Origin of the sequence: Aeromonas sp. 2692-1 (genome assembly GCF_013085505.1) — a bacterium.
GTDB classification, from domain to species: domain Bacteria; phylum Pseudomonadota; class Gammaproteobacteria; order Enterobacterales; family Aeromonadaceae; genus Aeromonas; species Aeromonas hydrophila.
The window spans coordinates 3117247-3131044 of the sequence record NZ_CP038513.1; the positions used below are offsets into that span (position 1 = coordinate 3117247).

Sequence of the window (13798 nt, forward strand, 5' to 3'; positions counted from 1 at the left end):
GTCGTCCCCGAGGGGCAGCGGGGCTGCCGGTCGGTCTCAATGATGCCCCAAGTGGCGGCGGGATGCCAACCGGCTGCCCGCAGGTCGGCCAGGCTGACGGATATTGCAGCGAACGGCACAGAATATTGCGCAATTCGACTTGCACCCGCCGTCACAATCCGTAATGTGGACAGACGCATTTTTCGCAACCCATATTTTGTGAACCGCTTGTAAACGGCCCGCGCCGGACAAGGGATCACGGGTATCACACTCGGTTTCTATAAGCAGCTATCCAGGGTAGGACATTATGAAAAAAGTAGGTTTGGTCGGTTGGCGTGGCATGGTGGGTTCGGTGTTGATGAGCCGGATGCAGGAAGAGAAGGATTTTTCCCGCATTCAGCCCACCTTCTTCACCACCTCCCAGGCCGGTGAGGCCGCCCCCAATTTCGGCGTCGATGCCGGCACCCTGCAGGATGCCTTCGACATCGAGGCGCTGGCCGCACAGGACGTCATCATCACCGCCCAGGGCGGCGACTACACCAAGGATGTCTATCCGCGCCTGAAAGCCGCCGGCTGGCAGGGCTACTGGATTGATGCCGCCTCCTCCCTGCGCATGGAGAAGGACGCGGTCATCATCCTGGATCCGGTCAACGGCGACGTCATCGAGCATGCCCTGAACAACGGCATCAAGACCTTCGTCGGCGGCAACTGCACCGTCAGCCTGATGCTGCTGGCCCTGGGTGGCCTGTTCAAGGCCGATCTGGTGGAGTGGGTGAGCGTGGCCACCTATCAGGCCGCCTCCGGCGGTGGTGCGCGCCACATGCGCGAGCTGGTCACCCAGATGGGCCTGCTGCGCGATGAAGTGGCGGTGGAGCTGGCGGATCCCGCCTCTGCCATCCTCGACATCGAGCGCAAGATCACCGAGAAGACCCGCTCCGGCACCCTGCCGGTGGACAACTTCGGCGTGCCGCTGGCCGGTGGCCTGATCCCCTGGATCGACACCAAGCTCGACAACGGCCAGAGCCGCGAAGAGTGGAAGGGCCAGGCCGAGACCAACAAGATCCTGGGCATCGAACACGCCGCCATTCCGGTGGATGGTCTGTGCGTGCGCATTGGCGCCCTGCGCTGCCACAGCCAGGCCTTCACCATCAAGCTGAAAAAAGACGTGCCGCTGGCGGAAATCGAAGCCCTGCTGGCTGCCCACAACGATTGGGTCAAGGTGATCCCCAACGATCGCGACATCACCGCCCGCGAGCTGACCCCGGCTGCCGTCACCGGCACCCTCAGCATCCCGGTCGGTCGTCTGCGCAAGCTCAATATGGGGCCGGAGTACCTGGCCGCCTTTACCGTGGGTGACCAGCTGCTGTGGGGCGCCGCCGAGCCGCTGCGCCGCATGCTCAACATCCTGCTGGATCGCGGTTGATCCGGTTGCAGCCAGCATGAACAGGGGGCCGCGGCCCCCTGTTTTTTTTGCGCCTTTGCCAACCCTGCCGGTTGGCAGCGAGTACAAAAAGGGTGGGCTGGCGAGTAGAGCCAGCAAGGAGCCTGCCATCCGCTGTTATTAATGGAATCAATATTGACTAATCGCCTGGCTTATTTGTTCGTGACTCAATAACGGCAGACTTATTTCCCAGCAGCGGGCGCAGCGTCAGGCCGACGATATTTTCCGGTACTGTTAACCGGCACGGTTAACACGGTTAAGTTAATACGGTTAAATAGTGCCGTTCAGGCTATTCAAGGGCGTTGACGGATGGGCCAGATATATACCTTGTTACAAAAGCACGTCTGTTGCTGATATCCCTTCGGGGCTTGATTGATTACACTGACGACAACGGCCGGGTTGCAGGCTGCCAGCCTTTGGCCGCTGCATTGGTCGGCTCGGGGCAGACATTGCTGCCGGCAAAAATATTATTCATGTCATCAATAATGCGAGGCACCTGCAGAGTGCTGTCGCCATTTTTTCGTTGTTGCGCGCTGGATATGGACGACGCGCAGCGACCGCCAATAATAATGTTCAGGTTTGAAAATTGGGAAATAACATGAGAGTCGTGTGGAGTTTGCTCTATTTCTTCAGTGTCTTGGCCTTGGCCGGCCCGGTGCTGGTCAAGGAGCAGAAAAAAGTGGCCGATCCGCTGATCGTCCCCTATCAGCAATATCGGCTCGACAATGGCCTGACGGTGATCCTGACCCAGGATCACTCCGATCCCCTGGTGCACGTGGCGGTCCACTACCGGGTTGGACTGCCGGAAGAGGCCCCCGGCCAGTCCGGGCTGGCCCATCTGTTTGAACACATGATGTTTCAGGGCTCGGCCCACGTGGGGGAGGAGGGCTACATCCGGCTGCTGCAACAGGTGGGCGGGCGCAACATCAACGGCTTGACCTCCCGGGATCAGACCCGTTATTACCAGACGCTGCCAGCCAATCAGCTGGAGAAGGTGCTCTGGCTGGAGGCGGATCGCATGGGTTTTCTGCTCGATACCCTCTACCAGCAGAAATTGGAGGCCAAGCGCGACATTGCCAAGAACGAGCGTGCCACCCTGGTGGATGCTGCCCCCTACGGCCGGGTGCTGGAAGTGCTCAACCGCACTCTCTACCCCCCCAATCACCCCTATTTCAACACGCCGTTTGGCCGGGTGGCGGACCTGGATCGCCTCACTCTGGAGGACGTGCGCCAGTTCTTCCTGCGCTGGTATGGGCCCAACAACGCCACCCTGGTGATCGGTGGCGACATTCAGCCGGCCCAGACCCTGGCCTGGGTCGAGCGCTATTTTGCCGCGCTGCCTCCGTCACCAACCCAGACAAGCCCGGTGGTGCGTCCGGTGACGCTGAAGAAGAGCCGCTATCGCACCCTGGTGGATCGGGTCAGCGAGCCCATGCTGGTGCTGGCCTATCCGACCGTTTCCGCCCGCGAGCCCGACTTCGAGGCCCTCGATCTGCTGGCGGATCAGTTGGGGGGCTCAGCCAGCGGCCTGTTGCAGCGACAACTGCAGCAAAGCGGTCGGCTGGTCTCGGTGACGGCCAGGCAGGAGTGCGGCGTGCTGGCCTGCATGCTGGTGATTGAAGCGGTGCCCAATCTGGCCAAAGGGGGCGAGCTTGGTCCCATCAAGGCGGAGATCGACCGGATCGTCGGCCAGCTCGCCAGCGATGGCGTCTCCCGCGAGCAACTGGCCCACTCGGTCAATGCCCAGCGGGCCCTGCGGATCTGGCCGCTGGACAGCGTGGCCGGCAAGGTGGAGCAGCTGGCCACCGGCCACACCCTGTTTGCTGACCCCAACTTCCAGTACCGCAACCTCCAGCGCATTGCCCGGGTGACGCCGGCCGATCTGCAACGGGTGTTGACGCGTTATGTGCTGAACAAGCCCAGGGTGGTGCTGAGCGTGGTGCCGGCCGAGCACCCTGAATGGCAGGCGGGCAGCCCCAACTTTGTCGAGCCACCCCCCTTGCCGCTGGCCCGGCCGACCCCCTCTTTGCTGCCGCATGTCATCAAGGAGACCCTGGACCGGCGCCAGGAGCCGGCCAGCGGCGGCGCCTTGCCGGTGCCCATGCCGACCCTGTGGCAGGCCAAGCTGGGTGAGCGGATCTCCCTGCTCGGTCACTACAGTGACGAGGTGCCGGCCTTTGCCATGAGCATCAGCTGGCCGGGCGGTGAGCGGGCCGAACCCGAGGGCAAGGGCGGGGTCGCCACCCTGGCCGACGCCATGCTCTTCCTTGGCAGTGAGCAGTTGCAGGCGGCCAGCATCGAGGAGCGGGCCCGCCAGCTGGGGGCCAGCATTCGCTTCAATCATGGGGAGGGGCGCAGCTACGTCGAGATCGAGGGGCTCACCTCCCATTTTGACGAGACGCTGGCACTGGTGCGGGAGCTGGTGCAGCAGCCCGCCATGCGCGTAGCCGATTTTGAGCGCAGCCGCTTTGATCATGTCCAGTGGCTACAACAGCTGATGCAAGATCCCCAGTGGCAGGCGGACTGGCAGTTCGGCGCCCTGCTCGAGGGGCGCAAGCGGCCGGATCTGCTGGCCAGTGTGCGCGCGCTGACGCTCGAGGATGTGCGCAACTTTTATCAGTCGGTCTATCGCAGCGGGGAAGCCCAGGTGGTGGTGAGCGGGGATCTGGCCCAGGAGCGGGTGATGAAGGCCCTCGGCTTTCTGGTCGAGCCTGCCGGTCAGCCGCCGGCCCTGCACTCCCTCGGCTGGCGCGGCCAGCAGGCGAAGCGGGCCATCTATCTGCTGGACAATCCCGGGGCGGCGCTCAGCCAGATCCGGGTGGGGCGGCGCGCCATGGCGGAGGATGCCTTCGGCGAACACTACCTGACCCGGCTGATGAATGTGTCCCTCGCCGAGCGGCTGCACATCCGGCTGCGCGAGGAGCTGGGTTACACCTACTTTATCGACGCCGCCTTCGACGGCAATGCCGATGCGGGCCATTTCCTGCTGCAAAGCAGCGTGCGCAGCGGGGTGACCGGGGCGGCCCTGCGGCAGATCCTGCAGGAGCTCGACAAGTACCAGCGGCTGGGGCCGACCCGGCTGGAGGTGCGCACCCTGCGGGATCGGGTGCTCAATGGGCAGGCGCTCGATTACGAGACGTTGCCGCAGGAAATGGAGTACATGCTGCCCATCCTGCTCAAGGGGTGGCCAGAGGATTATGTGGAGCAGCGGGTGCAGCAGGTGAGCCGGCTCTCTCCCTTTACCCTGCGTGAGCTGGCCCGCAGCTGGCTCGATCCCGACGACATGGTGATCCTGGTGGTGGGGGATACCAAGACGCTGGCCCCCGAGCTGGCAGCGTTGGGCTGGCCGCTGCAGCGCCTCTCTGCCACGCCCTAGCGGGTTGCCCCTATCGGGCGATTGCCGCAAGCAAAACAGCCCGCCCCCTGGCAGGGGGCGGGCTGTTTTTTTGCGCTCAAAAGTGGCGGACGGTCAGATCAGGGCCAGGGCGGCGGCCAGATCGGCAATCAGATCGTCGGCGTCTTCCACCCCGATGCTGAAGCGGATGAGATCGTCATTGACCCCAGCGGCGAGGCGGCTCGCCTCATCCATGGCGGCGTGGGTGGTGCTGGCCGGATGGCAGGCGAGACTCTCGAGATCGCCGAGGCTCACCGCCTGCACGAACAGTTGCAGGTTGTCGAGCAGGGTGGCGCAACGGGCAAAGCCGCCTTCCAGCTCGATGCTCACCATGCCGCCAAAGCCGCTGGCGAAGGCGCCGAGGGCATCGTGGCCCGGATGGTTGGCCAGCCCAGGGTAGATCACCTTCTTCACCGCCGGGTGGGCGGCCAGGAAGTCGGCCACCTTCTGGGCGTTGTGCAGGTGGGCATCCATGCGCAGGGGCAGGGTCTTGACCCCGCGCTGCAACAGGTAGGCCTCCTGCGGGCCGATGGGGGAGCCGATGTGCTTGAGGGCCACGGTGCGAATCGACTTCATCAGCGCGTGAGAGCCCGCCACTACCCCGGCGATGATGTCGCCGTGGCCGCCCAGGTACTTGGTGCCGCTGTGCATGACGATGTCGATGCCAAGCTCGAGCGGACGCAGCAGATAGGGAGTGAGGAAGGTGTTGTCGCACACCGTAATGGCGCCCACCTTGCGGGCCGCTTCCACTACCACCCGCGGATCCACCACCTTGAGGGTGGGGTTGGTCAGGGTTTCGAACAGTACCACCTTGGTGGTGGGGCGGATGTTGGCCAGCAGATCCTGATCGCTCTCGTAGGCGGTGACCTTGATGCCGGCGCGGCTGAAGGTCTGCTTGAGGAAGGCATCGGTGCCGCCGTAGAGCGGGCCGATATAGGCCACTTCATCACCGCTGTCGGCCAGGGCATACATGATGGCGCTCACCGCCGCCATGCCGCTCGCCACCACCAGCGCTTCGTCGGCCCCTTCCAGCGCCGCCAGTTTCTGCTCCAGCTCGGCGGTGGTGGGGTTGCCAAAGCGGCTGTAGATGAAGCCGGGAGCCTGACCGGCGAAGCGCTCCTTGCCCGCCTGGGCGTTGAAGTAGCTGAAGGTGCTGCTCTGGTAGAGCGGGGTGGTGAGGGCGCCGGTCTGGGGATCGATCCGCTGGCCGCTGTGCACGCTCATGGTCTTGAATTTCATTGTATTGCTCCGTCATTGCCAGGCTGTGGCCCAACTGTTTGTGTCATCTGCTTGTGTCATTTGAAGGGGGGCGCCGTGGCGCTCCCCGTCTATTAGGTATGGCAGCGTCAGGCGAGTTGTGGCTCGCGCCGATCGCGCTTTGCCGTCTGTTCGCTGCTTGTCTGCGCATTGGCCGACGCCGGGGCGACGCCATAGTGGCGGGCCGCCACATCCGGGTGGGAGCGCAGCCTCCCTTTGAGCACGTTCTCCCCCACCTGATAAAAGAGCGGGTTGGTCGGGTCGCTCTCGGGCCCCTGTGCCTGCGCCGCCAGCGCGGGGGATAGGTTGAGCAGCGGCACGGTCGCATCCAGCCGCGCCGCCATGAAGAAGGCGCAGGAGAGGCGCGATACCCCGGGCGGCGGGCTCTGCACCCGGTGCAGGGTGGCCTTGAGGTAGCCGTTGGAGGCGAGCTCCAGCAGTTCGCCGATGTTGACCACCAGGGCGCCTGGCAGGGGAGGTGCCGAGATCCAGCCGTCGGCCGTCTCAACCTCGAGTCCGGAGTGATGGTCCTGCATCACCAGGGTCAGGTAGCCGGGATCCTTGTGGGCGCCCACCCCCTGACCGCTGCCCCCTGCGGCTTGCCCCGGATAGTGGATCAGCTTCATATGCTGATGGGGCGCCCCGTGAATACTGTCATCAAACACCCCGGCCGGCTGCTCCAGCACCTCGGCGAAGGCGGCCAGCAGGGTGAGGGTGATGGCGCTCAGCCGCTCCTGCCACGCCAGCAGGTGAGATTTCATCTCGGGCAGGGCGGTCGGCCACTGGTTGGGGCCGATGAGCCGCTGCCAGGGATGCTGCAGGCTGGCGGCATCGAGGGCGGCCTCTTCGTTCATGATGTCGAACTGCTCGCGCAGATCCGGCCGTGCCCGGGTGAGCTCGGCCCCCACCTGGTTGTAGCCGCGAAAGTGGGGGGAGTGCACCATCTGCACCGCCAGCTTCTCCTGCTGCGGCAGGGCGAAGAAGCGGGCCGCCAGCGCCAGGGTTTCCTGCTGTTCTTGCTCGCTCAGGCCATGGCCGATCAGATAGAAAAAGCCCACCTCGCGGGCCGCCCGGCCAAGGGTGGCCAACATCTGGCGACGGGTCTCGGGGGCGCCGTCGAGCGCGGCGAGATCGATGATCGGCAGTGGTGAATGTTCCATGTGCACCTCCTCACTGGTCAGGGGCGGGATGCTACCCGCACACTTGACATGAAAACGACGACGCCCTGACCGATGAACCGGCCACCGCCCTGTTGCCAGGGATGGCGCCATTTGGATTGAGGGAGATGCTACTGTTCGGAGTTATGAGAAGGAAACAACAAATTATTCTTAGTTATATACAAAAATCGAAATAGAATTCGCCACCCATCCGGGTGGCTGCCGATTGAGCGGCGATAATGGCAATATACCGGCGCACTTGGCACCCATGTTGGCCTGACCCGGCATGTGCCGGCTTTAGCGCAATGTGAGCGCGATTTGAGCCCAAAAGAGGCGAGCATCGCTGGCAGCACAGTGATGCGCAAAATGCAGAGATGCCCAAATACAGAGATGCAAAAAGGGAGGCTGATGCCTCCCTTTGTGTGACGGACGTTGCTGCCCGGTGTGGTGCCTGGCTCAGGTTCAGTAACCCAGGGTGAAGCGCTGGCGCAGGTGGGCCGGTTTTTCCGCTTCGTTGAGCACGCCGTCGGCCAGATCGCCGACCGTGATCCCGGCGGGTTGTTCACCGCTGAACAGCACCTGATCGGCACCGAGCCGGTAGCCACCGCGCTTCTCGCCGGGTTCCAGGAACACGGGCGGGGAGACGAAACGCCAGTCGAGGGTGGTTTCACGGCGCAGGGCGGTGAGGCCGTCGCGGGCGGCCAGGGCACCCTGTTTCCACTCGGCCGGGAACTCCGGGGTATCCACCAGTTGCACGCCCGGGGCAATTTCCAGACTGCCGGCACCGCCGACCACCAGCAGCCAGCTGTTGGCCGCGACGGCGGCGGCCACGATGGCGCTGGCCCCCTTGAGGTACTGGTCGTAGATGTCCGGGGCGGTCCAGCCCGGGTTGTAGGCGCTGATCACCCGATCGTGCCCCTTGAGCACCTTGGCCAGCGCCTGGCTGTCCTGGGCATCCACCGCCACGGCGGTGACCTGCGGGTGGGCGGCGACCTTGCTCACGTCACGCACGATGGCGGTGACGTGATGGCCGCGGCTGACGGCTTCGTTGAGGATGGCTGTACCGACAAAACCGCTGGCACCGATCAGGGCAATTTTCATGGGAGATTCTCCTTCACTGTTGGAATGGGGCTATCCTACGCCCCCGAATGTGATTTAATAATCCGTTGTAAATTGCATTCACTTATAAGCTGGGTTTAATAATGGAACAGCTCAAACGTTACGCCATCTTCGCCGCCGTGGTCGAGGCGGGCAGCATGACCGGCGCCGCCAAGGCCCTCGGCATGACACCTTCCGCCGTCAGTCAGCATATCAGCCAGCTGGAGAGCCTGCTCGGCCTCACCCTGCTGCACCGCTCCACCCGCCGCCTCAACCTGACCGAGGCGGGAGAGGTGGTGTGGCAGGGGTGCCAGTCCCTGCAGCAGACCCTCAACCAGACCGAGCTGCGCCTCTCGGAGGTGCGTGACAGCCTGCTGGGGGAGGTGCGGATCACCGCGCCGGTAGGGATGGCCGGCCAGCCGCTGGCGCGGGCGCTCTCGCCGCTGCTGCAGGCCCACCCCGGTCTGTGCATCCAGATCATCGCCGACGACGAGAAGCGGGATCTCATTGCCGAGCGCATCGACGTGGCGCTGCGGGTCGGCACGCTCTCGGACTCCACCCTGGTGGCGCGTAAGCTGGGCCAGACCCGGATGTTGCTGTGCGCCTCGCCCGCCTACCTGGCGCGCAAGGGCACCCCGCGCAGCCCGGAGGCGCTGCTGGATCATGACTGGCTGGCCGCCGATATGCTGAGCGGCGGCCTGACCTTCTTCGACGAGAAGGGGCAGGGGCACAGGGTCAAACCCAAGCCGCGGGTGGTCTGCAACAACGTGCTGCCGCTGCGCCAGTTCACTCTGGCGGGGCAGGGGGTGTCGCTGCAGCCGGAGGGGGAGATTGCCGACGATCTCGCCTCGGGTCGCCTGCTGGAACTGCTGCCGGGCTTTCGGGTGCCACCCATGGAGATCCACGCCATCACCCCGCAGCGGGAGATCCCGGAGAAGGTGCGCCGGGTGATCGCCGCCCTGCGCAGCCACTTCGCCGAACCGGTGGGGGCCGCGGCGACACGTCCGTAGCCGGGGCAAGGAAGAAGGCCGTTCCGGTTGGCCGGAGCAAACAAGGTGCAAACAAAGAGGGCAGCCCGCGGGCTGCCCTCTGTCGATGCAATGCCGGTGAGACCAGGCCCGGCCTCACTTCATGTAGAGGCCGCCGTTGATGGCCAGGGTCTCGCCGGTGATATAGGCACCCGCCTCGCTGGCAAGAAACACCACGGCGGCGGCGATCTCTTCCGGCTTGGCCAGTCGGCGCATGGGGATGTCGGCCTTGATGCTGTCGAGGATGTCGGTGCGGATCGCTTCTACCATGGGGGTGGCGGTGTAGCCGGGGGCGATGGCGTTGACCGTCACCCCGAAGCGGGCTCCTTCCGCCGCCAGTGCCTTGGTAAAGCCCAGCATGCCCGCTTTGGCGGCCGAGTAGTTGACCTGACCGAACTGTCCCTTCTGACCATTGACCGAGGAGATGTTGATGATGCGGGCATCGCGCTGCTCGCACATGGCGTCGAACAGCGGCTGGGTCACGTTGTAGAGGCTGCACAGGTTGGTGTGGATCACCTCGAACCACTGCTCCGGGGTCATCCGCTTGAAGGCCCCGTCCCGGGTGATGCCGGCATTGTTGACCAGCACGTCCACCCGCCCTTCATCCTGCAGCAATCGGCCCAGGGTGTCGCGGCACATGGCGGTGTCGGCGACGTCCAGCGCCAGCAGCCGCACCTGATCCGGCCGAAAACCCTGCTCCCCGTACCAGTCGTGCGCCGCCGCCCCGTTGGGGCTGGAGTGGGTGGCGATGATGCGATACCCCTGGGCCAGCAAGGCGGTGGTGATGGCGGATCCGATGCCGCCACGGGCTCCGGTGATCAAGGCAACTTTCTTCATCTTGGCTCTCCCTGCATAAAAGATTCGAACGAGGACTTTATGGGCTTTTTGAGGTAATTGATATATTTGTTTTCAAACAATCTGACAGGCAAACGCGTCACTTTTGTGACAGTCTGCCAAGCTGGCTTGACGCGCTGGCCTAAGGGGTGGGCAAGGGGCCGGGGTGAGCGCAGCGACCAGCACTTGCCGCCAAGGTCGCGGCCATGTTTAATGGGGGCCTTGCGCGCAGCGCCTTGCCGACAGCCCAGATCCGATCTCGTCATGACCATCTTGTTCCCCATTCCGGGCGCCGTGCCCCAGCCGCACAGCCAGCTGACTCGCATCGAGCGGGTGCTCGACTACATCCATGCCAACCTGGATCTGCCGCTGGGGCTGGCCGAGCTGGCGGAGCAGAGCTGCTGGTCGCGCTGGCAGCTGCAGCGGGTGTTCCTCCATGAGACGGGGCTGACGGTGGCCCACTATGTGCGCGAGCTCAAGCTGAGCCAGGCGGCAGAGGCGCTGCTCTCTGGCCGCCAGCGGGTGCTGGATCTGGCGCTCTGTTACGGTTTTGGCTCCGAGGTGAGCTTCAGCCGCGCCTTCAAGCAGCAATTTGGCTGTTCACCGCTGGCTTATCGCAAGCGCGGTCTGCGGCTGGGGCTGCGTACCCCCCTGGTGCGGGCTACCCTGCCGCAACCCATGCCTGCCAGGCTGGTACAGGTGCGGATCGAGAGCCAGCCGGGTTTTATTCTGCAAGGGGTGAAGGGGCAGATCCGCGGGCTGTTTGCCGCTGCTCCTGACTTTCAGCAGACGGTGCCCGCCATCTGGCGCGCCCTGCGCACGGCGGGCGGTTTGCCGCCAGGGCAGGAGCGGGTGGGGGTGGTGGATGTTTCTGGCGCCGGTGAGTCGCTCCCCTACTGGGCGGGCAGCGTGATGGAGGAGGGGGCCAGCGTGCCTGCCGGTCTGGCGCGCCTCCCGGTGCCGGCCCAGACCTACGCGGTGCTAAGCCACGTGGGCCCGGTCAGCCAGCTGGGACAGACCCTCAACTGGTTTATCCTGCACTGGCTGCCGAGCTCCGGCTATCGCGGGGTGGACGGTTTCGAGCTGGAGCGCTACGCCCCCGATTTTGACGGCAACCAGCCGGATGCCCGCATGGAGTACTGGCTGCCCGTCGCCCCTCTCTGACACGGCTATTCCCTCTTTCCCGTTTTGCTTCACCGTACCTGGCTGTGGTGGCGCAGACAACCTCAGGGCGCTCTGCCCAGCGTTGCTATCCATTCGACATCGCCTGCGTTGCTGCCGTCAGTTTAGGTTGCCGGATGGGGCCAGCGTAGCCGCATTTTCTCTCTCTTTCGCGCCAACATGCCCCAAATTGTTAATTCAAGGGCAAAATGACCCAATAAAATGCAAATGAGATTTGTTACTATTCACTCATTGCATTCGAGGATCAGATGTACGCCACTCACCTCCCTTTGACCCTGGTCGCTGCGACCCTCTCCGCCCTGTTGGCTGGCCCTGTGCAGGCAGCTGCTGCCGAGCGCCCGACACAGACCCGGGCCGACGAGACCCTGACCGTGCTCGGCGAGACCTATCGCAACACCGCGACCAAGACCCGGCTCGACCCCCTGGAGACGCCCCAGGCCATCTCGGTGGTGGAGGGGGACACCCTGGAACAGCGCGGCGTCAGCTCGGTGAGCGAGGCGCTGCGCTACGTGCCTGGCGTCAACACCGAGCTGCGGGGCGGGGCGGTCAACCGGCTGGATCTGTTCAACATTCGCGGCTTTGACAACTACCAGAACTTCTACGACGGTCTGCTGCTGCAGTACAACGACTGGAACCTGCAGCCCCAGATCGATCCGGTGGCCATCGAGCAGCTGGAGGTGTTCAAGGGGCCCACCTCCGTGCTCTACGGCAGCATGCCCCCCGGCGGCATGGTGAACCTCATCGCCAAGCGCCCCCAGCGGGAAGCCAGGCACAGCGTCAGCGTGGCGAGCGGGACGGGCACCCTCAAGGAGCTGACCCTCGACAGCACCGGTGCCCTCAACGATCAATTTGCCTATCGGCTGGTGGGGCTGGCCCGTCAGAAAGGCGGCCAGGCGGTGACCTCAGAGGAGGAGCGCTACGTGCTGGCGCCCTCTCTCGACTGGCAGTTGAGTGACCGCACCCTGCTGAACCTCAACCTCTATTACCAGAAAGACCCGCAAGCCGGCATCTACACCACGGTGCCGGCCAGCGGCTCGGTCAAATCCAACCCGCTTGGCCAGCTGGGCAGCGATACTTTCCTTGGCGATGAAAACTGGAATCACTACAGCCGGGAGGTGACCCTGCTCGGCTACAAGCTGAGCCACGACTTCAACGCCAACTGGCAGCTGCTGCAAAACGCCCGCTACATGGATGCCTCGGCCAATCAGCAGAACACCTACAACGCGGCGCTGGCGGCCGATAACCGCACCCTGGCCCGCAACGCTTACCTGACCGATGAAGAGTCTCGCGGCTTTGTCATCGACAACCAGCTGGCGGGCAAGGTGCAGACTGGCAAGGCCCAGCACAACCTGCTAATCGGGGTGGATTACCAGTATCTGGATGCGCGCATTCTCTACCGGGATACCCTCGGCTACTCTGCCCCTGCCATCGATATCTTCAACCCGAACCACCAGCAGATAGTGCCGGCAGACCTGGCCTTCAACTATCAGGACAACCGCACCATCCGCCAGTACCAGAGCGGCCTCTATCTGCAGGATCAGGTGCGCCTCGATCGGCTGGTGGCCATCGGCGGCGCCCGCTACGACCGCTACCGGATGGATACCGACAGCCGGACCCTCTATCAGGGTGCGGTGAGCAACAGCCTGGCCCAGATTGATCAGGACAACCTCTCGCTGCGCCTCGGTGCCCTCTACGAGCTGGATCACGGCCTCTCGCCCTATGTGAGCTATGCCGAGAGCTTCGAACCGGTGGCGGGAGCGGACAAGCAAGGCCAGGCGTTCAAACCGGCCACCGGCCGGCAGTGGGAGGGGGGGCTCAAGTTCCTCTCCGAGGACATGAGTAAGACCGCCACTCTCTCGGCGTTCCACATCACCAAGCAAAATGCCTTGGTGACGGATCCGGACAATGTCTACGGGCCCAAGCTGCAGACCGGCGAGATGGTCTCCAAGGGGGTCGAGCTGGAGGGGAAACTCGATCTCACCAGCCGCTGGGATCTGGCGCTGAGCTATACCCGTCAGGAGATGGAGATCACCCGCGACACCACCAGCCTGCAGGGCAAGACCCCGGTCTGGGTGCCCAAGCAAATGGCATCGCTGTGGAGCAACTACCTGCCGGCCGGCCCGCTGGAAGGAGCGCGCCTGGGGGCTGGCCTGCGTTATGTGGGGGAAGCCCAGCTTGATGCCGCCAACACCGATACGGTGCCGGATTACCTGCTGATGGACATGGCCGCCTCCTACGATCTGGCCCAGCTCAGCCAGCGTCTGCAAGGGGTGGAGGTGTCACTCAGTGCCAGCAACCTGTTCAACAAGACCTACTACTCCTGCTACGACCAGAACAACTGCTGGTTCGGCGCAGAGCGCAGCGTGGAGGCGCGACTCAAATACGTATTCTGACCTTGCGTCCCGGGCCGCGCCCGGGACTCTCTCAC

9 protein-coding genes are annotated in these 13798 nt (G+C 64.2%); 5 read left to right on the forward strand and 4 right to left on the reverse strand.

Features of this window, described 5'->3' with window-relative positions:
* The first annotated feature begins 286 nt into the window (after window positions 1-286).
* Together asd and E5E97_RS14820 are read left to right on the forward strand one after the other, a co-directional pair.
* On the forward strand, window positions 287-1402 hold the full coding sequence (asd, locus tag E5E97_RS14815; RefSeq protein WP_077096509.1) for an aspartate-semialdehyde dehydrogenase: 1116 nt from the start codon (window positions 287-289) through the stop codon (window positions 1400-1402).
* A 616-nt stretch (window positions 1403-2018) separates the two neighbouring features.
* On the forward strand, window positions 2019-4796 hold the full coding sequence (locus E5E97_RS14820) for a pitrilysin family protein (protein WP_118881355.1): 2778 nt from the start codon (window positions 2019-2021) through the stop codon (window positions 4794-4796).
* Between the two features lie 93 nt (window positions 4797-4889).
* Here E5E97_RS14820 and E5E97_RS14825 read toward each other — a convergent pair whose 3' ends face one another.
* From E5E97_RS14825 to E5E97_RS14835, 3 genes are all read right to left on the reverse strand, one after another.
* Window positions 4890-6053, reverse strand: coding sequence for a PLP-dependent aspartate aminotransferase family protein (locus tag E5E97_RS14825; protein ID WP_101615215.1), 1164 nt, complete (start codon window positions 6051-6053; stop codon window positions 4890-4892).
* Window positions 6054-6160: 107 nt separating this feature from the next.
* The gene (locus E5E97_RS14830) at window positions 6161-7231 is read right to left on the reverse strand and encodes an isopenicillin N synthase family oxygenase (RefSeq protein ID WP_118881354.1); all 1071 of its coding nucleotides are present in this window, start codon (window positions 7229-7231) and stop codon (window positions 6161-6163) included.
* Between the two features lie 459 nt (window positions 7232-7690).
* Window positions 7691-8329, reverse strand: a complete 639-nt coding sequence (locus E5E97_RS14835) for an NAD(P)-dependent oxidoreductase (protein ID WP_019838689.1) — start codon at window positions 8327-8329, stop codon at window positions 7691-7693.
* A 101-nt stretch (window positions 8330-8430) separates the two neighbouring features.
* Here E5E97_RS14835 and E5E97_RS14840 point away from each other — a divergent pair, with 101 nt between their 5' ends.
* Window positions 8431-9336 (forward strand): LysR family transcriptional regulator, encoded by a 906-nt coding sequence (locus tag E5E97_RS14840; protein WP_011705820.1) that lies wholly within the window; start codon window positions 8431-8433, stop codon window positions 9334-9336.
* A gap of 114 nt (window positions 9337-9450) precedes the next feature.
* Here E5E97_RS14840 and E5E97_RS14845 read toward each other — a convergent pair whose 3' ends face one another.
* On the reverse strand, window positions 9451-10191 hold the full coding sequence (locus E5E97_RS14845; RefSeq protein WP_011705821.1) for an SDR family oxidoreductase: 741 nt from the start codon (window positions 10189-10191) through the stop codon (window positions 9451-9453).
* Window positions 10192-10374: 183 nt separating this feature from the next.
* Here E5E97_RS14845 and E5E97_RS14850 point away from each other — a divergent pair, with 183 nt between their 5' ends.
* Window positions 10375-11352 (forward strand): AraC family transcriptional regulator, encoded by a 978-nt coding sequence (locus E5E97_RS14850; RefSeq protein ID WP_171280478.1) that lies wholly within the window; start codon window positions 10375-10377, stop codon window positions 11350-11352.
* A gap of 266 nt (window positions 11353-11618) precedes the next feature.
* Window positions 11619-13763 (forward strand): TonB-dependent siderophore receptor, encoded by a 2145-nt coding sequence (locus E5E97_RS14855; protein ID WP_171280479.1) that lies wholly within the window; start codon window positions 11619-11621, stop codon window positions 13761-13763.
* Window positions 13764-13798: the final 35 nt, after the last annotated feature.

Bases quoted from the DNA above. Each gene is read 5' to 3' on its own strand.
- asd (WP_077096509.1), top strand. From the start codon at position 287: ATGAAAAAAGTAGGTTTGGTCGGTTGGCGTGGCATGGTGGGTTCGGTG.
- E5E97_RS14820 (WP_118881355.1), top strand. From the start codon at position 2,019: ATGAGAGTCGTGTGGAGTTTGCTCTATTTCTTCAGTGTCTTGGCCTTG.
- E5E97_RS14825 (WP_101615215.1), bottom strand. From the start codon at position 6,053: ATGAAATTCAAGACCATGAGCGTGCACAGCGGCCAGCGGATCGATCCC.
- E5E97_RS14830 (WP_118881354.1), bottom strand. From the start codon at position 7,231: ATGGAACATTCACCACTGCCGATCATCGATCTCGCCGCGCTCGACGGC.
- E5E97_RS14835 (WP_019838689.1), bottom strand. From the start codon at position 8,329: ATGAAAATTGCCCTGATCGGTGCCAGCGGTTTTGTCGGTACAGCCATC.
- E5E97_RS14840 (WP_011705820.1), top strand. From the start codon at position 8,431: ATGGAACAGCTCAAACGTTACGCCATCTTCGCCGCCGTGGTCGAGGCG.
- E5E97_RS14845 (WP_011705821.1), bottom strand. From the start codon at position 10,191: ATGAAGAAAGTTGCCTTGATCACCGGAGCCCGTGGCGGCATCGGATCC.
- E5E97_RS14855 (WP_171280479.1), top strand. From the start codon at position 11,619: ATGTACGCCACTCACCTCCCTTTGACCCTGGTCGCTGCGACCCTCTCC.